Raw genomic sequence first — 20,058 nt, forward strand, 5'->3', positions numbered from 1 at the left:
GCCGCCGATCGGGAGAGAAGGACATGCGATTGCGCTTTCTCGGCTCCACCTCGGAGGCGGGGGCCTGCCCCTCCCTCTACGAGACCGGCCGCGGCACGATAGCCGTCCAGGGCCGGGAGGTCGTGGACCACGAGGGCCGCGCCGGCCTGCGCCATGTGCTCGACGGGGAGACGGCGGTCGAGACGGCGGTCGAGGTGCGGGGGGAGCTCCTCGTGGAGATCGCCCGGCGGGTCCTGCCCGATCACGATTGAAGGCCTCCCTCTGGCATGATCCGGCGCGCCGGGTCTACCTTGAACCGCACCACGGCCGGAGGTGGGCATGAGCGGTTTCCATCAGGCCCGCATGGACCTGGGAGCCCAGCTACGCCGGTTGCGGGAGAACGCCCGCCTGTCCGGGAAGGATCTCGCCGAACGCCTGCGCTGGCAGCCGTCCAAGGTCTCGCGCATCGAGAACGCCCGCCAGACCGCCACCGAGGACGACGTGGCCGCGTGGGGAAAGGCCGTGGAGGCCGACCCGCAGACCATCGACGACCTGATCCGGCAGGCGGCCGGCCTGCTGGAGCGGCACGACTCCTGGCGGCAGCGGAACAGGAACGGCCTGGCCGCGCTGCAGGATGACGTCCGCGACCTGGAGGCGCGCACCCGGCTGTTCCGGGCGTTCGAGCCGGGCGTGGTGATCGGCCTGCTGCAGACCACCGAGTACGCCAGGCACACCTTCGGCAAGGTCAGGCGGGTCCACGAGCCCACCGACGACGTGGACGACGCGATCCGCGTCCGCATGCGGCGCCAGGAGATCCTGTACGACCCGACGCGCCGGTTCCGGTTCGTCATGCCGGAGGCGGTTCTGCGGTACCGGCTCGCGCCGCCGGACGTGATGCGCGGCCAGCTCGACCGGCTGATCGCGGTGACCACGCTGCCGAACGTGGAGTTCGGGCTGCTGCCGTTCGAGGCGCAGTTGCCGTCCGCGCTGATGAACTCGTTCTGGATCTACGACGACTGCCTGGTCGGGGTGGCGACCATGACCAGGGACCTGCTGCTTCGCGACGCCGAGGACGTCGCCTTCTACGCGGAGACGTTCGAGGAGTTCTGCAAGGTGGCGGTCTTCCACGACGACGCGAGGGCGCTGATCGTCCGCGCCCTCGACGACTACGCCCGCCCGCGCTGACCTCGCCGCACGACTTCATGCCACGTGCCGCACGCACGACCGTGCCGTACCACCGGGCCGTACCACCGGGCCGCACGCCCTTGCGGCACCACCGTGCCGCCCATGCGTCGGCGCCCGGACGCGGGAGGTCGCGGCCAGGGCCGAGCCGCGACGTCCCGCCTCACTCCGCGTGCCGCCGTCCGTCACTTCCCCAGGGCGGTCTGCAGGTCCATGACGTGGTCCTGCGTCTGCTGCAGCAGCGGGCGCAGCGCCTCGGCCACATCGCTCAGGCCGAGCTCCTGGGCCTGCTCCACGCGCTCGCGATAGCGGCGCAGCTGCTCCTGCTCCAGCTCCAGGTCGAGGCGGAGGGCGTCGGCGCCGTCGGTCGCCACCGGCACCTCGGGAACGCGGACGCTCGGGACGCCGCCGAGGAAGTCGATCTGCTCGGCCAGCGTGCTCGCGTGGTCGAGCTCCTGACCGAGGTGCTGCCTGAGCTCCTCGATGATCGACAGATACTCCGCGCCCTTGATGGTGGCCGTGTGCTGCACATACTGGACGATCGAGCGATACTCGCTCTCCAGGTCCTCGTTGAGCAGGGCGATGAAGCCATCCGTGTCCATGGGAGTCCTCTCGTCGGTCGGAAGGCCCGCCACCTACCCGCCGTGGACGCCGCCGAACGCCGTCAGCCCACCTTGTAGAGCGAGGATCCGCCGCCGTCCGCGAAGACGGACGTGCCGGTGGACGTGCCGCCGTACTCCGCGGGGTCGACCTGGGTGCCGTGCGCCTTCACCCATGCGGTGACGTCCGCGCTCGCGCCACGTCCGAAGCCGCCGCCGATCAGGACGTACTTGAGCTTCCCCTCGGCCACGTACCGGCGCAGCTTGTCCACGCTCATCGCCGGGTCCGAGCCGGTGAACCCGCCCATCGCGATGACCGGCTCGCCGGTGGACAGGATGAGCGACGACGCGCTCTGCGCGCTGTCCACCGCCACCAGCCAGGTGGCGCTCCCCTTGTTCCGCTTCAGGTACGCCGCCATCGCGGCGTCCACCTGCCCACCGGGCCCGCGCATGCCGGGCCCGCCCTGCCGGTTTCCGCCGGGCACGGCCTCACCCGGTCCGCCGTACCTGCCGAAGCCTGCGGGGCCACCGAAGCCACCGGGACCGCCACCAGGACCGCCACCAGGACCGCCACCGGGACCGCCACCGGGACCTCCACGGGGGCCGAACCCTTGCGACGGCCCCGCCGTGGGGTTGGTGCCGTTCACCGCCGCGCCCAGCGGCGTCACCGCGTACGCCGCCGGACCGGCCAGCCCGGCCGCGACCGCCGCCGCGAGAGCCACCGCCGTGACCCGCGCGGCCGTCCGGCCCCCACGCCCGGCCGGGCCGCCACCCGCCGTGCCGCGGCCCGCGAGCGCCGTGCCCGCCAGGACGAGCACCGCGACCGCCGTGCCGCCCGCGACGGCCCAGGCGAGCCACGGCACGAACTCCGGCGTACGGCGCAGCACGACGAACGACCAGGCCCCGGTCACGGCGATCGCGGCGGCCAGGACAAGCCGCCAGGCGGCCGAGGCGCGGGCCGCCCGCCACATCAGCACCCCGCCGATGCCGGTCAGCGCGGCGACCGCCGGGGCCATCGCGGTCGTGTAGTACGGGTGGAAGGTGCCGCTGGAGAAGCTGAAGACGGCGTAGTGCACGAGCAGCCAGCCGCCCCACACCAGCAGCGACGCGCGTACCGTGTCCCTCACTGTGTCCCTCACTGCGTCCCTCGCCGGACCCCCGGCCGGACTGACGGCCGGACTGACGGCCGGGCCGAAGGCCGATCCGGCGACCAGGACGAGGCCGCAGACGAGGGCGACCACGGCGAACGGGAGCAGCCACGAGATCTGCCCGGCCATGACGTCGTTGAACAACCTGCCCGCGCCGGACGCGCCGCCGAAGCCGCCGCCACCGCCGGGACCACCGGGACCGCCGCCGAAGGCACGTGTCACGCCTTCCGGGACACCGGCGGGAAGCCTGCCCCGGCCGCCGCCGTCGCCCTCGCCGCCGAAGATCCGGCCCAGGCCGTTGTAGCCGATGACCAGGTCCCAGACGGTGTTGTCCGTGCTGCCGCCGACGTACGGCCGCGACGACGCGGGCCACCGGTCCACCACGACCATCCACCACGCGCTGGTGACCACGAGGACCGCTCCGGCGGCCGGCAGACGGCCGAGCCGGCGTACGAACGCCCCCGGCGCGGCGTAGAGGTAGGTCAGCGCGAACGCCGGCAGCACGAGGTAGGCCTGGAGCATCTTGGTGTTGAAGGCGAGGCCCACCAGCACGGCGGTGCCCAGCAGCGTGCGCAGCCGCCCGGTGCGGATCGCCTCCAGGCAGAGCCATCCGGCCGCGACCAGCAGCAGCACCAGCACGGTGTCGGGGTTGTTGTCCCTGTTGATGGCCACGGTGATGGGCGTCAGCGTCATGACGAGGGCCGCCAGCAGGGCCGCGGCCCCGGCCGCACGGGCGTCCAGCCCTCGCAGCGCCCGCCGTACGGCGGAGTGCACCAGGGCGACCGACGCCACCCCGGCCGCCGCCTGCGGCAGCAGCATGCTCCACGTGCCGAACCCGAAGATCCGGGCCGACAGGCCCATCACCCACAGCGCGAGGGGCGGCTTGTCGACCGTGATGTACGACCCGGCGTCCAGTGCGCCGAAGAAGAACGCCTTCCAGCTCTTCGTGCCGGAGTAGATCGCGGCGGCGTAGTAGTCGTTGGCGTACCCGTTGCGGCCGAGCGCCCACGTGTAGAGCACGGCCGCGAGCACGAGGACTGCCCACCTCCCCCAGCGCAGGGCGGGGGTCACACGGTCCGCCGGGGCCCGGTGACCGATCGACGCCGCGGAGGCGAGGAGGGTCATCGGAAGTCCTTCCGGGGCGCGAAGACCCAGGTGCGCAGGAGCAGGAAGCGCAGCAGGGTGGCCAGGCCGTTCGCCACGACGACGGCGGCCAGCTCGGCCGCCCGTGGCGCGCCGTCGGGCAGCGTGACCAGCCCCGCGCTGGTCAGCGCGAGCCCGGCGACGAAGGCGACGAGCCCGCCGAGGTGGTGCCGCAGCGCCCCCGCCCGCCCCCGTACGCCGAAGGTGAAGCGGCGGTTGGCCGCGGTGTTGGCGACGGCGGTGACGAACAGCGCGACGGCGTTGGCCGCCACCGGCGGCAGCACCGAGCGCAGCATCCAGAACAGCGCCAGGTATGCCACCGTGCTGATCGCCCCGATCACCGTGAAGGCGGGGATCTGCGTGCGCGCCGACGCCCGGGACGGCGGGGCTGCCGGGGCCGCGAGACTCCCCCGAGCGACCCGCACCATGCCCTTGAGGTCGTCGACCGCCGTCCTGACGATGTCCACCCGGCTGTCGGGGTCGTCAACCCAGTCGACCGGCACCTCGTGGATGCGCAGCCCGTGCTGCTCGGCCAGCAGCAGCAGCTCGGTGTCGAAGAACCACGCCTCGTCCTGCACAGTCGGCAGCAGGGCCTGCACGATCTCGGTGCGGGCCGCCTTGAACCCGCACTGCGCGTCGGAGAAGCGCGCTCCCATGAGCGAGCGCAGCAGCAGGTTGTAGGCCCTGGAGATGATCTCGCGCTTCGGGCCGCGCACGACGTTGGACCAGGGGGACAGGCGGGTCCCGATGGCCAGGTCGCTGTGGCCGGTCATCAACGGTGCGATCAGGGGAAGGAACGCGTCGAGGTCAGTCGACAGGTCCACGTCCATGTAGCCGACCACGTCGGCCTCGCTGGACTCCCACACCCGCCGCAGCGCCCGGCCCCGGCCCTTCTGGTCGAGGTGGACGGCCCGCACTCCCGGCAGCTCGTGGGCCAGCCGCCGGGCGATCGTCCACGTGCCGTCCGTGCTCGCGTTGTCGGCGATCGTCACGCGGAAGCCGTACGGGAAGTCGCCGCTCAGGTAGGCGTGCAGTCGCTCCACGCTCGCGGCCAGGACGCGCTCCTCGTTGTGCACGGGAACGACGACCTCGACCAGGCGGGTCCTGCGGGACGCCCCCGCCGCCGGCCCGGAAACCGTCGTCGTGCTCATGCCGTCCCCTCGCCCGACGGCCGGGAGTGGCGTCGCACCGGGGGCAGGCCGGTGGCACCGGCGTGAGTCGCGCCGTGCCTGTCGATTCGCTCGCTTCGCTCGCTCATGGGCCCACGCTCGCGAGCCGGAATGGGACCGCTCTGAGCCGTTCATTAAGGCCACATGAATTGCGCCGGTGGCGGTCCCGACGCAGGCCGCCACCCGGCCGACTGTCAGCGGCTCACAGCGGCACTCTGCGCGGGCTCCGGGCGCGGCTCGTCCGGCCCATCCGCCTAGCCTGTCCGGCGTCGGTGCAGGGCGGGCGCCACAACGCATCCCAGGCAGATCACCAGCGAGGCCGCGGACAGCCCGATCGCCCACGCCACCCCCGCGTCCGAGCCGGACTCCGGCGCGGCCGCCTCCGCTCCGGCCGCCGCCTCCGCTCCGGCCGCCGCCTCGGTTCCGGCGGCCGGGGCCGCGCCAGCCGCCGAGCCGGGCGCGGCGGCCCCCTTGGCGGTGAGATCGAGCACCGGCGCGGGCCGCTCCGCCTCGTCGTCTCCCGAGCTCTCCTGGATCCAGCGCACCACTTCGCCGTCGCTGTAGTGCTGGAGCGTCTTGAACGTCAGCCGGTCGGTCTCCGGCAGCGGCCCGGCGCTCACCGAGAACTCGTCGTACTCACCCGGCTTGATCCCCGAGTCCTCATCCGACGCGGTCCAGGTGATCTTCGAGGTCACCTCGCCGATCTTCGTGCCGTGCGACTCGATCGGCGTGGCCAGAGTCGTCTTCTCGATCTTGTACGACCAGCCGGGGTGCGGCTTCACCGAGACCGAGGCCAGCGGGAACTCGGTCGGGAGCCGCACCTCGATCTTGGTGGTGCTCGCGTCGTCGCGCTCGTTGGGGACCCGGAACGTCAACGCCGCATAGCCACCCTGGACCGCGGCGTCCGCGGTCACCTTCACATGCGCGAACGCCGCCGCCGGCAGGACGGCGACCAGGCAGGCCGCCACGGTCGCGACGACCAGCCCGCGTGCCGTACGGCGCAGCGCGCGCACCCGCATCCGCACCCGCATCCCGCGAGGCGTACGGGACGCCGTGCCGCACGCGGCTGCGGCCGGTCCGGGGCGTGCCGGCGCAGCCGCCGCACCGCCCGCGACCGGGTGCGCGGGGCCGACGCCCGTTGCCGCGGGCGCCACACCCGCCCGAAGTGCTCTGCCGCTCAACGTTCCTCCCATCGGCGGGACTCCCACCGTCGCGTTCATCGGTGATCCGCTAGCCGAGGCGGGCCAGCGTCGTCGTCATCAGGTCCTTGACCTTCTCCTCGGTGTCGGACCGGTCGCCCACCTTCTTGATCTGGGTGTAGCCGACGTAGAGGACCGCGTTCGCCTTGTGCACCACGACGGTGACCAGATCGTCGTAGGTGTCCGAGCCCAGGTCCGCCGGCGGGGTGTGCACGAGGTGCTGGGCGAACCCTCGCCACCCGTTCACCTCCACAGGCCGGCTGCTGGTCCTGTAGTCGCCCACGATGGACGGCGGCCCGCCGAGGATGGTGAACGTCGCCGGGCACTTTGCCGACTCGGCCGTCACGGCGTTCATCGCGTTGCCGGCGAGCGTGGAGCTCTCGAAGACCACCGCGCCCTGCGTGACGACCGGGAGCGTCTGCGGCCCCACCTTCGGCGGAGCGACGATGAACCGCCCGGTCGGGTTCCCGCCCACCGGCTCGATGGCCGCTTCCACCGGACCCTTCACGTCGTCGGCACGCTGGACGTACGGGCAGGTGGGGATGCTGTTCGGCGGCGTGTAGATGGTGTGCGACGCGTGGTCCTCGTCCTCGAACGCGACCGCGCCCTTTCCCAGGTCGGCGGCGCCGACGAAGCCGGAACGGATGGTCTCGACGGTGTAGGGCGGCTTGGTCACCGGCTCCGGTGTCCCGCCGGAACACCCCGCCAGGACGCCGGCGGCGATCGCACCGGCGGCGGCCAGGGCCACCCGCGACGCGGGGGCCGTACGGTCAGCGCCTCGCATGTGTCGGCAGCCTTTCAATGTGCGGTGAACGGGACACGCACGCGTGTCTCGTCGAAGTCGGAAACGCGGATGTCCAGCCGCAACGCCCACTCCCCGGGGTAGGGGATGGACATCGAGCCCGCCACGTAGTGCCCGGGTTCGGCCGCCGTCAACGTGACGGGCAGCGCGGGCACGCCGCGGTCCCGCGATTCGAGCGCGCCGGAGATCTCTGGCACCGCGACCAGCCTGCCGTCGCGTCCGGTCAGGTAGATGTCCGCGGTGTTGCCGCCCGGTCTCGCCGGTTCGATCTTCACCTGGATCGAGCCGCCGCGCAGCCCGCCGTACGGGCCGCCGTACGGGCCGGACGCGTTCACCGCGGCGGGGAACGGGACCGTGGTGTCCACCGGCGGCGCGTAGCTGGTGCGGGCCGGGGCAGTGTCGACCAGAACGGCGGTGACGGACACGACGACGATCCCGAGCACGACCTCACCGGCGACCGAGCGGCGCAGCCTGCGCACCGCAGCAGCAGGGTCCTGCGGCGTACGGCGGGCGCGGTCGCGCCGCTGTACGAACCGCCGCGATCCGGAGGCGAGCGCCAGCACCCCGAGCACGATGGCGAGCTTGACGAGCAGCAGCCGCCCGAAGCCGGTCGCGCCGAGCGCGCCCCACGTTCCCACCTGACGCCACGACAGGTACAGCCCGGTGACCGCGATCACCGCGAAGCACAGCAGCGCGAGCCGGGAGAACCTCGGGAGCGCGGGCTCCAGGGAGAGCAGCCCGGGGTCCCGCTTGCCGGCCGGGGCGAGCACGCAGAGCGCGAGCGTCACCAGGCCGCCCAGCCACAGCGACATGGCGAGCAGGTGCAGGCTGGTCGCCGGGACGGCCAGCCAGGTCTGCGTGCCGCTCTGCGCGTGGTCCGCGAGCGTCCAGGTCAGCGTCATGGCGACGGCGCCGACGGCGACCACGGGCAGCGCGATCCTGCGGCCGACGCCGCCCGGCTCGGGAGCGTCCGTCTCCGCGTCGGCGGCGGCCGAGGGGCGGATCGCGATCAGGAAGACCACACCGAGGACGGCCACGAGCACCAGCCGGGCCAGCAGCGCGTACCCCAGCCGGGTGGACAGCGTCGCGCCCAGCAGGCCGGGGTCGAACACCCCGGTCAGCGGCCTGCCGTCGGCGTACGGCCCTTGGACGAGCAGCACCACGGCGGTGCCTGCGGCCAGCGCGGCGAACCCCGACCAGACGACGCGCCGGCCGCGCCGGTCACCACGTCCCGCGGGCCAGAGCGCGGCCACGAACATCCCGCCGCCGAGGACGAGGGCCACACCGAGGTAGGCCACGCCACGGCCGATCGCGGCGACGACGGGGACCACGCGGTCGGCGTCCTGCTCCACGTCGGCGGCCATCGCGCTCGGGTGGCCGACGCTGAAGCTGAACGCTCCCGACACAACGTGCGAGTCCACGGACGTCACCCGCCACGACACGACGTAGGTTCCCTCGGCCAGGTCCCGGGGCAGGCTCGCCCGCGCCGTGTCGGCCTTTCCGTCGGCGAACCCCGCCGCGCCGATGGCCAGCTCCTTGCCGGTGGGGTCGAGCAACTGGATGGACCGGCCGCTCAGGCTCACCGCCTCGTCGAAGCGGAGCCGCACCTCGGCCGGGGGCGAGGCCAGCACCTGTCCGTCGACCGGCGAGCTCTCCAGCAGGTAGGCGTGCGCGTACGCCGGGCGGGCGGCCACACCGGGGAGGAGGCCGACGACCAGGCCGCCGGCCAGCAGGAGCACTGCTGCCACGAGTCGCGCGACGGGCACGGCGTATGTCGTCTCCCGCGTGAGATGTCGGCGTCGCACCGTCACCCTTCCACTCCGTCAGGGCGGAGCCTGCCCGAGCGGGGAGTCCCGCCCGGACCGGCTCCGGCTCGGACGGTCACTTGTCGCAGGAGTTCCAGCAGATCTTCTTGTCCGGCTTGCCCGCCAGCTTGCCGTCGAACCGCAGCACGTCGACGCCCCGGTTGTAGTCGGCGACGTAGACCAGGCCGTTGTGCCAGTACGCGGCCGACGCCGAGCCGCCGGTCACGTCCGTGCCGGACGGGACCCGGAAGTAGCCGACCTGGGTCGGGTTGGCCGGGTCGGACACGTCGAGGAACCGCGTGCCCTGGCCGTACCATCCGATCGCCACGATGTTGCCGTTGACGGTGAACCAGTGGGCGGAGCAGCTGCCGGTGGTGGCCGAGCCCTCCTTGCCCCAGGGCGACCAGTGGCTGACCAGGTTGAGCCGGAGCGGCTTGTCCGGCGTGGACTTCCAGCCCTCGCCGTCGTAGCTGCCCTTCAGCGACACGATCTTGAACTCGCCCGCCTGGGAACAGGTGGTGATGTTCTCGTTGGTCACGTAGACCAGCTCGCCCTTGTCGAAGGAGCCGAGCTTCTCGGTGTTGTGGTAGGCGTTGTGGTCGAAGTAGTCGAAGAACTCCGTGCCCTGCGGATTGGTCGGCATGGCCGTACCGCCCGCGTACGGGATCGGGTCGTACGCCGTCGCCACCCGCTTGGTCTTCCGCACCGGGTCGTAGTGGTTGCCCTTGGTCCAGTAACCGCGGACGCCGCCCTCGCCGGAGACCCAGGCGACGCCGTCCTTGTCGACGTCGACACTGTGCACGTAGTCGGTGACGCCGTCGAACCGGCCGAGGTCGAGCGCCAGATCCAGGGTCTTCGGGTGCTTGGGGTCACGGATGTCGGTCACCCGGACCGGCACGCCCTTCCATGACGGGTCCTGGCCCGGCGTGCCGGTGTTGGCCGGTCCGACCGACCACAGGTAGGAGCAGTCGTTGATGCAGGTGGCCGTGTGCCCGGCCGCGACCGGCTGGAAGACGACGACCTTCGGCTGCCAGGGGTTCTTCACGTCCACGATGTAGACGCCGGACTGGCCGGTCGAGACGGTGCCGCCGAAGCCGCGCGGGTCCCTGCTGAGGAAGACCAGCTTGCGCTTCGGGTCGACGGTCATGTTCTCGCCTTCCCAGAACCTGTCCTGGGTGTCCCCCGGCTGGCGCAGCTGGGCGGCCGTGATGGTGGAGACCAGCGCCGGGTGCTCGGGGTCCTTCAGCGACCAGACGGCCAGGCCGCCGGTGCCGTTGGCGAACATGAAGTCGTAGCCGTACTTGTCGTAGCTGATGAAGTTCAGCCCTGAGTAGCCGCTCACGCCCTTGACGTTGTCGAGGAACGTCACGTTGCTCTTGACGGCGGTCGTCGGAACGTTGTGCACGTCGTCCAGGACCGGCCCACCATGGGCGGAGTTGTCGGATGGACGCTGGTCGGACGGTGTGTCGGCGAACGCCGAGCCTGCTGCGGGGATCTGCAGCGCTGCCGCGGTCAACAGCGCGGCTGCGGCCGCTACGAGAGGTTTCACTCTCACAAACCCTCCTTGAGGGGCAGCGAAGCGGATGTAAGCCGCATCGCCGAAGATCGTGATCAAACTGACTCTAATCACCACGAGAGTGGATGTCAGTAGTCAAAGATCTCAGAAGGGTATCTTTAGGGACTCGGAGAAAACCCTGGTTTCAGGCCAACCACATCACGCCGAGCACGTCAAGCCCCGCATTCACGCGCCCACACCAACCGGCCCCGATGCTGCGGCGGCCCAATGACGACCTATCGGCTGCGCTCGGGTCCGGAGAGGCGCGGTCAGCTCGGCCCGGCTCGTGCAGACGCTCGCTACGTGTCGAGCAGATCAAGCGTGCGTTTGAGGGTCGTTCCCGTTCCTGTACAGCCCGCGTCGCGGGTAGTCCCGTTGTCCCCTTGCAAACGCCCCACGACTATTCCCGGAGCGATTTTCGATTCACCGACTCCGGCACGGGGTGCTCATGAGGCGTCAAGGAATCCGGGCGCGGACGGATTGAGGCGATGGAATGAACGATCGGGAGCTGGGCCGGCGGGTGGCGTACTGGCGGCGTCGGCGCGGCCTGACTCAGCAGATCCTTGCCGACCGGATTGGCCGTTCGACCAGTTGGTTGCGCAAGGTGGAGGCCGGGGTTCGAAGCGCCGACCGGCTTTCCGCCCCGGACTCGCTCTGCGAGGCGCTGAACGTCGATCTGCAAACCCTGATCGGCGAGGAGCCCGCCCGGAGCGGAACCGTGTGCATCGACGACGCCCAGGTCGAGCACATCCGGAACGCGATGGAGCGTTACGCCCTCGATGCCGGACCGGGAGACCTCGTCCGGTTGCGCCGCCAGGTCGCGTACGCCGCTCGCGCGGGAGTGCAGGCATGAGCCGGGGCGTGCTGTACGTGCCGGCGTCAGGCGGCCGGCGGGTTGCCGGGGAGCTCGACGGTGGCGAGGGTGCCGCCACCGGGGGCGTTCTCGATCGCGACCCGGCCCCCGGCGTCCCGTACGGCCTGGGCCACGATCGACAGGCCGAGACCGGAGCCGGGCAGGCTGCGCGCCGACGGCGAGCGCCAGAACCGCTCGAACACGTGCGGCAGCTCGTCGTCGGGGATGCCGGGGCCCTCGTCGCGCACGGTCAGCACGCCGCCATTGAGCCGCACGGTCACCAGGCCCCCGGGCGGGCTGAACTTCACGGCGTTGTCGAGCACGTTCACCGCGGCCCGCTGCAGGCCCCTGGCGTCCCCGTGCACCTGCCACGGCTCCAGGTCGACGTCGAAGCGCAGCCCTGGACCGCGCCGCCTGGCCCGCTCGACCGCCGAGGCCACCACCTCGTGCAGGGCGATGTCGGACGACCCCTCGCCGCTCTCCGGCTTGCGCGACAGCTCCAGCAGATCGCCGATGAGGCTCGACATCTCCTCGAACTGCTCCTTGACGTTCGCCAGCAGGCGCCGCTTGGCCGAGGGCTCGATGGCGCGGCCGGTGTTCTCGCTGCGCAGCAGCAGGTCGATGTTGGTACGCAGGCTCGTCAGCGGGGTGCGCAGCTCGTGTCCCGCGTCGGCGACAAGCCGCCGCTGGCGCTCCTGGGAGCTGGACAGGGCGGCGGTCATCGTGTTGAACGACCGGCTGAGGCGGGCGATCTCGTCCTCCCCCTCCACCGGGATCGTCACGCTGAGGTCCTCGGTCCTGGCGACGTGCTCGACCGCGCGGGTCAGCCGCTCCACCGGGCGCAGTGCCGTACGGGCCAGCCAGAGCCCGGCCACGGCGGCGCCGAGCACGCCGAGCACGCTGACCGAGCCGAAGACGAGGGCGAGGATGCGGAGCGTCTGGTCCATCTCGGCGGTGGAGCGGAACACGCTCACCGTGACCGGGCCCGGCCGCAGGGGCGGCTCCGCGAGCTGGGCGACGTCGCCCGGAGGGACACCGGGACGCGGCTCATATCTGAAGGTGTAGACGAGCACGGAGGTGCCGTCGGTGGCGACCGCGTCGCGCAGCACGGGCGTGCCGCCGGAGGCGGCCATCGTCCGTTCCTGTGCCGTCGGCGTCACCTGGGCCGACCCGGACGCGACGCACACCGAGCCGTCCGGCAGCACGACCTGCCAGCTACGCCCCGAGGGGTCCCAGTCGGGCCGGGGGCGGGCCTCCTTGCGCCCCTGACCGGCGCAGTCCCGCAGCGCGAACGCGACCTGCTGCGCCGGCGGCCGCAGGTGCGTGATCGAACCGACGATCTGGCCGCGCATCTCACTGCGGACGAGCAGCCAGCACACGGCCGCCGCCACCGCGACGGCCAGGGCGACCCCGGCCGCGATCAGCAGCGTGAGCCGGGACCGCAGGGATCGCCGTCTCACGGCGACGGCCGGAGCACGTAGCCCACGCCGCGCACCGTGTGGATCACGCGGGGCAGCCCGCCCGCCTCGGTCTTGCGCCGCAGGTACATCACGTACACGTCCAGCGAGTTCGACGACGGCTCGAAGTCGAAGCCCCACACCTCCCGCAGGATCTGCTCGCGGGTGAGCACCTGGCGTGGGTGGGAGAGGAACAGTTCGAGCAGCAGGTGCTCGGTGCGGGTGAGGTCGAGCCTGCGGCCGGCCCGGGTGACCTCCCAGCTCACGGTGTCCATGCGCAGGTCGCCGAAGGCGAGGACGTCGCCGCCGCTCTCGTTCCGCACGTACTGCCCGCCGCGCCGCAGCAGCGCCCGCACGCGGGCGAGCAGCTCGTCGAGCTCGAACGGCTTGACGAGGTAGTCGTCCGCCCCGGCGTCCAGGCCGGAGACGCGGTCGCCGACGGCGTCGCGGGCGGTCAGCATGAGCACCGGCAGCAGGTTGCCCGCGGCGCGCAACCGCCGGCAGGCCGTCAGCCCGTCGAGCCGGGGCATCATGACGTCGAGGAGCACCGCGTCGTACGTCCTCCCGTCCTGCCCGGCGCGGTCGAGGAGGTCGAGCGCGGTGAGCCCGTCGGCGGCGGTCTCGACCGCGTAGCCCTCGAACTCCAGGCTGCTGCGCAGCGCCTCCCTGAGTGCGGGCTCGTCATCCACTACCAGCAGTTTCGCCGATTCCTCACGCACCGGCACAAGCTACCCGAGCGTCATGAAGGTTCCGTTAGAACGGCCATCGCGGCGTTGTGGCCGGGGATGCCGCTGACGCCGCCGCCGCGCCGGGCGCCCGCGCCGCACAGCAGCACCCGCTCGTGCGCCGTCTCGACGCCCCACTGAGCGGGCCGGTCCCCGTGGCCGCCCTCCTCGGCGTACGGCCAGGACAGGTCGCGGTGGAAGATGTGGCCTCCGGGCAGGCCCGCGTCGCGCTCCAGGTCGAGCGGCGTCTTGACCTCCAGGCAGGGCTCGCCCGAGGGCGCGCGCAGCAGGCAGTCCTCGATGGGCTCGGCGAGCACGGAGTCGATCGAGGCGAGCGTGCGGGCCAGCGCCTCCTTCTTCGCCGCCGGATCGGCGAACAGGCGCGCCGGCATGTGCAGGCCGAACAGCGTCATCGTGTGCGCCCCCGCCTCGCGCAGCTCCGGGCCGAGGATCGAGGGGTCGGTGAGCGAGTGGCAGTAGACCTCGGCGGGCGGCAGGTCCGGCACCTTCCCCGCGGCGGCCTGCGCGTACGCCGCGGCGAGCTGGTCGCGGGTCTCGTTGATGTGGAAGGTGCCGCTGAACGCCTCGGCGGGGTCCACGGCGGGGTCGCGCAGCCGGGGCAGCCGCGACAGCACCATGTTGATTTTGAGCTGGGCGCCCTCGGGCCGCTCGGGCGTCTCCCCGAGCAGGCGGGCGAGCACGGCGGGCGGCAGGTTGGCCAGCACCTTCCCGGCGGTCACCGCGTGCTGCGCGCCGTCGTCGAACGTGACCTCTCCCGTGTCCGGGTCGATGGCCAGCACCTCGGCGCCGGTGCGGATCTCGGCGCCGTGCCGCCGCGCGACCTCGGCGAGCTCGGCGGTCACCGCGCCCATGCCGCCGACCGGGACGTTCCAGTCGCCCGTGCCGTCGCCGATGACGTGGTAGAGGAAGCACCGGTTGGCCAGCAGGTCGGTGGCCGGGTCGGCGAAGGTGCCGATCAGGGAGTCGGTGAGGACGACCCCGCGCACGGTGTCGTCGGCGAACCGCTCGTCCACCACCTCGCCGACGGGCCGTTCGAACAGGTCGCGCCACGCCTCGTCGTCCCCCACGACCTCCCGAAGTGCCGTACGGCCGCGCAGCGGTTCGAGCAGCGTCGGCGCGACCCGCTGGGCCACGTGGGCGGTCATCCCGTAGAACCGCTCCCAGGCGGCCAGGTCGTGCCGTCCTCCGGTCACCGCCTCGAAGGAGGCGGCGGTGCGCGCGGCGTCCTCGTTGTCCACGAGCAGACCGGTGTCGCCCGCCGGCGTGTAGGAGGCGAAGCGGCGGCGGCGCAGGTCGAGACGGAGCCCGAGGTCCTTCACGATCTTCGTGGGCAGCAGGCTGACCAGGTAGGAGTAACGCGACAGCCGCGCGTCCACGCCGGGGAACGCTCGGGCCGACACGGCGAGACCGCCCACGTGGCCGAGGCGTTCCAGGACCAGCACGCTGCGTCCGGCGCGGGCGAGGTAGGCCGCGGCGACGAGGCCGTTGTGCCCGGCGCCGGCGATGACGACGTCGTAGTGCGAGCGTGGCATGAAGGCGTTCTCCCGGGTCGTACGTGGCTCGGTGTCTCAGTGGGCGGGGCCGGATGCGGGTCGTGACGGCGGGCGTGAAAGGGTCTCGGAGGGCCGACGGGGGGCCGGCGACGGGTGAGGCCGGGCGGACGCCCGCAACTTATCGCAAGTTCCCCCTCGATACCCGGGCAGAATATGCCGAAGCGGACAATCTTCCGCCAACGAGAGAACCCCAAGCGGGAAACACACCGAGCGATCCGGAGGGGCGCGCCGCCGATCTGGACCGAGCAGCGCGCGGGAGCGAAGCGACCCGAGCGCGACGAGGGAGGCGCCGACGGCGCGCCTTCGGCACGGCCAGGCGGAAGTGAGCGCCCCGATGGTGAGCGGGAAACACAGGAGAGACATGCGCGTTTCCGATGAGGTCGCCGAGGCGCTGGCCGCCGGCCGTCCGGTGGTCGCCCTGGAGTCCACCATCATCTCCCACGGGCTTCCCCAGCCCCGCAACCTCCAGGTCGCACTCGAACTGGAGGACATCGTCCGGCAGGCGGGGGCCGTGCCGGCGACGGTGGCGGTGCTGGACGGCGTCCCCCGGGTGGGCCTGGACAAGGAGGGGCTGGAGCGGATCGCGACCGAGCCGGGCCTGCGCAAGCTCGGCTTCCGCGACCTCGCCCCGGCCGCCGCGCTCGGGCTCAGCGGCGCCACGACCGTCTCGGGCACCTCGTTCCTGGCCGCCCGCGCGGGCGTGCGGGTGTTCGCCACCGGGGGCCTCGGCGGCGTCCACCGCGGCTGGACCACGGTGCAGGACGAGTCTGCCGACATCGACACGCTCAGCCGCACGAGGATCACCGTCGTGTGCGCCGGGGTGAAGTCGATCCTCGACGTGCCCGCGACGCTCCAGCGGCTGGAGACCAAGCAGGTCACCGTCGTGGGCTACCGCACGGACGAGTTCCCCGGTTTCTACCTGCACACCTCCGGCGAGCCGGTGGACTGGCGCATCGAGACGCCGCAGGAGGCCGCCGGCGTCATGCGGGCCCAGGACGCGCTCGGCGGGCTCGACACGGCGCTGATCGTGGCGAACCCGGTGCCGGTCGATCTCCAGCTCGACCCCGAACTGCACGACCGGGTGCTCGCGGACGGCCTGCGCGCCGCCGAGGAGCGCGGGGTCACCGGGCAGGCCATCACGCCGTTCCTGCTGGAATACCTGGTCGAGGGCACGGGTGGCGCCTCGCTGGAGGCCAACCTCGCGGCCGTACGCGGCAACACCCGCCTGGCCGGGGAGATCGCGGCCGCCTGGGCGGCCGGGTGAGCGGTCTGCTGGTGATCGGCGACGTGGTCACCGACGTCGTCGCGCTGCACGACGGCCCCGCGGCCACCGGCACCGACACGCCCGCCGACATCGCGCTGCACCCGGGCGGCTCGGGGGCGAACACCGCCTCCTGGGCCGCCCGGCTCGGCGCGGACACCCGCCTGCTCGCGCGGGCCGGGTACGACACCGGCGAGTGGCACGCGGCCCAGCTCACCAAGGCCGGGGTCCGGCCGCACCTGCGGATCGACCCGGAACGGCCCTCGGCCGTCGTGATCGCGATGGTCGACTCCACCGGCGAGCGGTCCATGCTCACCAACCGCGGGGCGAGCGGCCACATCGGGGTCGGCGACTGGACCCCGGACCTCCTCGACGGGGTCGGGCACCTGCACGTGTCGGCGTACACGATGTTCGCCGAGCCGGGCCTGGAGCTCGTACGGCTCGCCATGCGCGAGGCAGCCGGGCGCGGGATCACCATCAGCGTCGATCCGGCCTCCAGCGGGCCGCTGCGCGCCTTCGGGCCCGAGCGGTTCCTCCGCGAGAGCGCCCCGGCGAGCATCGTGATCCCCAACCTGGAGGAGGCCCTGCTGCTCGCGGACGCCGCGGATCCCGAGACGGCCGCCGGCACGCTCAGCGCCCACTACGGGACGGCTGTGGTGAAGCTGGGGGCCGGTGGTGCCCTGCTGGCCCGCGATGGCCGTATAGTCGCCAGAGCGGCCGCGCCCACGGCGGAGGTCGTCGACTCGACGGGCGCGGGAGACGCGTTCGCCGCGGGGTTCCTGGTCGCCTTCATGGCCGGGGACACGCCCGAGGAAGCCCTGCGTAAGGGGTGTGAGACGGGTGCCGCGGCGGTCGCGCAGATCGGTGCCCGGCCGGATCCTGGGAACTTTACCCTATTGACACCAATTGCTGGTTTGCGGCGTAAGCTGCACCATTAGCAACATGCGTCACTCTCGGGAGGGTGCGGTCATACCGATGGACGCCGAGTCAACGATCTGCCTGAGCGACCTGGTCCCGGCCCTGCGCTGGAGCCGTCCTCAGCAGGTGGCCGAGCTGCTGGCCGACCCGCGCCTGCCCGGCGGCTGGTGGGCCTCCGTCGGAATCGGCCGCGCGATGCGGGCGACCGGCGTCGACTGGCTCTGCGAGCGGCTCGCCCGCCTGGCGGTCGGGCGCTGGGACCACCTGCCCCTCACCGACCTGCTTCCGGCGCTCCAGGTGCACACCGTGGACCCGGCCATGCCCGGCTGGCCCGACCCCGTACGCACGGTGGTCAACCACCTCGGCGGCTGGTATCGGCTGCGCCGCCTGACGCCGTGCGACCTCCAGGCCCCGGCCGCCCCGGCCTCGCCCGAGGTTCTCCTGACCACGGTGTTCCGGGAGGTGTTCGGGCACCTGGAGAGCGAGCTGGCGTCCGGGCGGTCCGCGGAGGCCCTCGCCGGGGCCGAGGCCGCACCCCAGGCCCAGGCCGCCCAAGCACAGGCACAGGCACAGGCACAGGCACAGGCACAGGTCCAGACTCCGGCACCGCCTCAGCCGCAGGCACAGGCACAGGCACAGGTCCAGGCACCGGCACCCGCACAGGCACAGGCCCCCACACAGGCACCGGCACCCGCACAGGCACCGGGTCAGGGCCAGACGCAGGCGCCCGCCGGCCCCGCCTCCGTGCCCTTCCCGCAGGCCGTGCCCGGGACCTCCTCTCAGGCGTTCCCCCAGGTCGCCGCCGCGCAGGCACCGGCTCAGGCACCCGCCCAGACGCCCCCGCAGCCGGGGCAGGCGCCCGCCCGGCCGGGGCAGGGCACGCCGCCGCCACCCACCGTACCGGGGGCGGCGCCGGCGGCAGGACCGGTCAGGCCCGCCACCCAGCCCTTCGCCCGGCAGCCCGGAGCCTCGCTCCCGCAGGTCCCTGCGGCCCCTGCGCAGCCACCCGCCCAGCCCGCCGCTCAGCCGGCCGCCCAGCCTGCTCCGGAGGCGGCGCGGCCCGCCGACCTCAGCGCGCACCCGATGGTCGCGGTCATCGAGGGCCTGTTCCGCGGCTGGGACCCGCTCGCCAGGGCCGTCGCGGCCGAGCGGCTGTTCGCCGCCGAGCCGGTGAGCCTGCGCACGCTGGCGCACAACCTCAACGTTGACCGCGACCTGCTCTCCCAGGCCCAGCGCGCGGCCGAGGAGCGGGTGCTGCTGTGGCTGCGCTCCCCCGACTCCGCGCCGCTCACCGGCCACCTGTTCGGGCTCACCGAATGGCTGGGCGCGGCGGCCACCCAGGAGCAGCTCATCGCGGCCGACCCGTCCCACCCCATCGAGGTGCCGGCCCTCGGCACGCCGCTGTGGCGGGTGCTGGTGACGCTGATGCCCGACCGCCGCCTCCAGGACGGCTGGCTCGTGGTCGGCGACCTAGCGGGGCTGCGGGAGAAGACCCGCCAGCTGCTGGCGAACAAGCCGGCGGACGCCGACGTCGTGGAACTGCTCGGCCAGCTCGGCATCCGTGCCCACTCGGCCAAGGCGTGGCTCGAATCCATGCCGCAGGCGAGCTCGCCGGCCGAGCCCGGCCCCCTGCCCACCCGGCACGGCCCCGACCAGTCCGCGCGGCCCGCGCCGCTGCCCCGCCGTACGCCGGGCGCGAACGGGCACCATCACGGCCGCGGCGGGGTCCCGATCCCCTCGCAGGCCAACAACGGGCCCGACGCCGCCACCGCGCTCGCCGCGCTCAACGCGCTCACGAACGGCAATCTCAACGGCAACCTGAACGGACACCAGAACGGGAACCACCTGGGCGGCAATCTGAACGGGGGCGTGCCGCGGCCCCACCTGGTGCCGAACCCCCGCCCGACCTCCAGCCCGGCCTCCGACCCGCGCCGCTGGCAGCGGATCGACGTCACCAGCGGCCACCTGCGGGGCGAGCCGGTCGCGGTCCCGGAGGGGTACGCCGCCCAGCTCGGCATGCGCCCGGGGACGCTGCTGTCGGTCACCGGCCCGGGGGACAACGCCGTCGTGCTGGTGTGGCGCGACCGGCAGCCGGTGTTCGACTCGCTCCAGCCGGTGCTGATGCGGCTGAACGCACGGCCCGGCGACTCGGTCTACGTGACCGTGGACGGCTATCGCCTGGACGCCCAGCTCACGTCTTCGGTCTGAGCATCTTGCGGTAGTAGGTGGCCGACACCTCGTAGCCGAGCGCGCCGTAGAACTCGGCGGCCCTCCGGGTCGCCAGTGCGACGTATCCGGCCTGCCGTGAGCGCGCCCACGTCTCGAACTCCTCAAGGAGCCGCCGCCCGATGCCGAGACGGCGGTAACCGCTCTCGATCATCGCCTCCTCCACCCACGCGACCCTGCCGTTGGCGAACAGCGTGAGGTGGGTGAAGCCCAGCAGGTAGCCGCGTACGGTGCCGTCAACGGTGGCGACGAGCAGGAAGGCGTCCTCGTTCTCCAGGAGTTGCGGCAGCGCGGCGTCGAACGGCGCCCGCTCGGGCCGGAACGTCACCGCGAACTCGCGGGCGAGCGCGAAGATCTCGTCCGCGTCGCTCTTCTCGGCCCTCCGGAACTGGAGATCACCAGACGTCATGAAAGGGACTCTAGGAGTGCCCGGGCACATACGTCCAATCCGGAGTCCGGCGAT

At 72.8% G+C, this 20,058-nt stretch carries 17 protein-coding genes; 6 read left to right on the forward strand and 11 right to left on the reverse strand.

Annotation, left to right across the window (positions count from 1 at the left end):
* The first annotated feature begins 23 nt into the window (after positions 1 to 23).
* Together HCK04_RS03000 and HCK04_RS03005 are read left to right on the forward strand one after the other, a co-directional pair.
* Positions 24 to 251, forward strand: a complete 228-nt coding sequence (locus HCK04_RS03000) for a hypothetical protein (protein WP_168065596.1) — start codon at positions 24 to 26, stop codon at positions 249 to 251.
* 67 nt (positions 252 to 318) lie between these two features.
* Positions 319 to 1,164 carry a helix-turn-helix transcriptional regulator gene (locus HCK04_RS03005; protein ID WP_142645335.1) on the forward strand — a complete coding sequence of 282 codons (846 nt, stop codon included), beginning with the start codon at positions 319 to 321 and terminating at the stop codon, positions 1,162 to 1,164.
* Between the two features lie 182 nt (positions 1,165 to 1,346).
* Here the strand turns inward: HCK04_RS03005 and HCK04_RS03010 are convergent, their stop codons facing one another.
* The 7 genes from HCK04_RS03010 to HCK04_RS03040 form a co-directional block, all read right to left on the reverse strand.
* Complete coding sequence (locus HCK04_RS03010; protein WP_142645336.1) at positions 1,347 to 1,763, reverse strand: ferritin-like domain-containing protein; 417 nt, start codon at positions 1,761 to 1,763, stop codon at positions 1,347 to 1,349.
* Positions 1,764 to 1,825: 62 nt separating this feature from the next.
* The gene (locus HCK04_RS43355; protein WP_142645337.1) at positions 1,826 to 4,033 is read right to left on the reverse strand and encodes a glycosyltransferase family 39 protein; all 2,208 of its coding nucleotides are present in this window, start codon (positions 4,031 to 4,033) and stop codon (positions 1,826 to 1,828) included.
* Complete coding sequence (locus tag HCK04_RS03020) at positions 4,030 to 5,202, reverse strand: bifunctional glycosyltransferase family 2/GtrA family protein (RefSeq protein WP_142645338.1); 1,173 nt, start codon at positions 5,200 to 5,202, stop codon at positions 4,030 to 4,032. The genes HCK04_RS43355 and HCK04_RS03020 overlap by 4 nt, the downstream gene beginning before the upstream one ends.
* Before the next feature lie 272 nt (positions 5,203 to 5,474).
* A complete protein-coding gene (locus HCK04_RS03025; RefSeq protein ID WP_168065598.1) occupies positions 5,475 to 6,251 on the reverse strand; it encodes a YcnI family protein in 777 nt (258 codons plus the stop codon).
* Between the two features lie 199 nt (positions 6,252 to 6,450).
* Positions 6,451 to 7,203, reverse strand: a complete 753-nt coding sequence (locus HCK04_RS03030) for a hypothetical protein (protein WP_142645340.1) — start codon at positions 7,201 to 7,203, stop codon at positions 6,451 to 6,453.
* Positions 7,204 to 7,217: 14 nt separating this feature from the next.
* On the reverse strand, positions 7,218 to 8,969 hold the full coding sequence (locus HCK04_RS03035) for a copper resistance protein CopC (RefSeq protein ID WP_168065600.1): 1,752 nt from the start codon (positions 8,967 to 8,969) through the stop codon (positions 7,218 to 7,220).
* Positions 8,970 to 9,102: 133 nt separating this feature from the next.
* Positions 9,103 to 10,575 carry a hypothetical protein gene (locus HCK04_RS03040; protein WP_185948909.1) on the reverse strand — a complete coding sequence of 491 codons (1,473 nt, stop codon included), beginning with the start codon at positions 10,573 to 10,575 and terminating at the stop codon, positions 9,103 to 9,105.
* A 499-nt stretch (positions 10,576 to 11,074) separates the two neighbouring features.
* On the opposite strand from HCK04_RS03040, the gene HCK04_RS03045 reads away from it, so the two are divergent.
* Complete coding sequence (locus HCK04_RS03045; RefSeq protein ID WP_142645342.1) at positions 11,075 to 11,434, forward strand: helix-turn-helix transcriptional regulator; 360 nt, start codon at positions 11,075 to 11,077, stop codon at positions 11,432 to 11,434.
* A 26-nt stretch (positions 11,435 to 11,460) separates the two neighbouring features.
* On the opposite strand, the gene HCK04_RS03050 is transcribed toward HCK04_RS03045, so the two are convergent.
* The 3 genes from HCK04_RS03050 to HCK04_RS03060 are packed head-to-tail and all read right to left on the reverse strand — an operon-like array spanning position 11,461 to position 15,169.
* On the reverse strand, positions 11,461 to 12,894 hold the full coding sequence (locus tag HCK04_RS03050) for a HAMP domain-containing sensor histidine kinase (protein ID WP_142645343.1): 1,434 nt from the start codon (positions 12,892 to 12,894) through the stop codon (positions 11,461 to 11,463).
* Entirely contained in the window at positions 12,891 to 13,610 is a 720-nt protein-coding gene (locus HCK04_RS03055; protein ID WP_168065602.1) for a response regulator transcription factor, read from the reverse strand. Before HCK04_RS03055 ends, HCK04_RS03050 begins: the two co-directional genes overlap by 4 nt.
* Before the next feature lie 20 nt (positions 13,611 to 13,630).
* Positions 13,631 to 15,169 (reverse strand): NAD(P)/FAD-dependent oxidoreductase, encoded by a 1,539-nt coding sequence (locus tag HCK04_RS03060; RefSeq protein ID WP_142645344.1) that lies wholly within the window; start codon positions 15,167 to 15,169, stop codon positions 13,631 to 13,633.
* Positions 15,170 to 15,551: 382 nt separating this feature from the next.
* On the opposite strand from HCK04_RS03060, the gene HCK04_RS03065 reads away from it, so the two are divergent.
* From HCK04_RS03065 to HCK04_RS03075, 3 genes are read left to right on the forward strand one after another with little or no spacing between them, the layout of a single operon-like run.
* Positions 15,552 to 16,454, forward strand: a complete 903-nt coding sequence (locus tag HCK04_RS03065; RefSeq protein WP_142645345.1) for a pseudouridine-5'-phosphate glycosidase — start codon at positions 15,552 to 15,554, stop codon at positions 16,452 to 16,454.
* Positions 16,451 to 17,389: a sugar kinase gene (locus tag HCK04_RS03070; RefSeq protein ID WP_142645346.1), complete on the forward strand. Its 939-nt coding sequence runs from the start codon at positions 16,451 to 16,453 to the stop codon at positions 17,387 to 17,389. The genes HCK04_RS03065 and HCK04_RS03070 overlap by 4 nt, the downstream gene beginning before the upstream one ends.
* A gap of 37 nt (positions 17,390 to 17,426) precedes the next feature.
* On the forward strand, positions 17,427 to 19,577 hold the full coding sequence (locus HCK04_RS03075) for a hypothetical protein (protein WP_142645347.1): 2,151 nt from the start codon (positions 17,427 to 17,429) through the stop codon (positions 19,575 to 19,577).
* Here HCK04_RS03075 and HCK04_RS03080 read toward each other — a convergent pair.
* Complete coding sequence (locus tag HCK04_RS03080; protein WP_142645348.1) at positions 19,561 to 20,004, reverse strand: GNAT family N-acetyltransferase; 444 nt, start codon at positions 20,002 to 20,004, stop codon at positions 19,561 to 19,563. The genes HCK04_RS03075 and HCK04_RS03080 overlap by 17 nt on opposite strands.
* Between the last annotated feature and the right edge of the window lie 54 nt (positions 20,005 to 20,058).

Origin of the sequence: Microbispora sp. CL1-1 (assembly GCF_012034195.1) — a bacterium.
Lineage (GTDB): Bacteria > Actinomycetota > Actinomycetes > Streptosporangiales > Streptosporangiaceae > Microbispora.

Bases quoted from the DNA above. Each gene is read 5' to 3' on its own strand.
- HCK04_RS03025 (WP_168065598.1), bottom strand. From the start codon at position 6,251: ATGCGGGTGCGGATGCGGGTGCGCGCGCTGCGCCGTACGGCACGCGGG.
- HCK04_RS03080 (WP_142645348.1), bottom strand. From the start codon at position 20,004: ATGACGTCTGGTGATCTCCAGTTCCGGAGGGCCGAGAAGAGCGACGCG.
- HCK04_RS03045 (WP_142645342.1), top strand. From the start codon at position 11,075: ATGAACGATCGGGAGCTGGGCCGGCGGGTGGCGTACTGGCGGCGTCGG.
- HCK04_RS03005 (WP_142645335.1), top strand. From the start codon at position 319: ATGAGCGGTTTCCATCAGGCCCGCATGGACCTGGGAGCCCAGCTACGC.
- HCK04_RS43355 (WP_142645337.1), bottom strand. From the start codon at position 4,033: ATGACCCTCCTCGCCTCCGCGGCGTCGATCGGTCACCGGGCCCCGGCG.
- HCK04_RS03060 (WP_142645344.1), bottom strand. From the start codon at position 15,169: ATGCCACGCTCGCACTACGACGTCGTCATCGCCGGCGCCGGGCACAAC.
- HCK04_RS03075 (WP_142645347.1), top strand. From the start codon at position 17,427: ATGGACGCCGAGTCAACGATCTGCCTGAGCGACCTGGTCCCGGCCCTG.
- HCK04_RS03020 (WP_142645338.1), bottom strand. From the start codon at position 5,202: ATGAGCACGACGACGGTTTCCGGGCCGGCGGCGGGGGCGTCCCGCAGG.
- HCK04_RS03000 (WP_168065596.1), top strand. From the start codon at position 24: ATGCGATTGCGCTTTCTCGGCTCCACCTCGGAGGCGGGGGCCTGCCCC.
- HCK04_RS03065 (WP_142645345.1), top strand. From the start codon at position 15,552: ATGCGCGTTTCCGATGAGGTCGCCGAGGCGCTGGCCGCCGGCCGTCCG.
- HCK04_RS03030 (WP_142645340.1), bottom strand. From the start codon at position 7,203: ATGCGAGGCGCTGACCGTACGGCCCCCGCGTCGCGGGTGGCCCTGGCC.
- HCK04_RS03010 (WP_142645336.1), bottom strand. From the start codon at position 1,763: ATGGACACGGATGGCTTCATCGCCCTGCTCAACGAGGACCTGGAGAGC.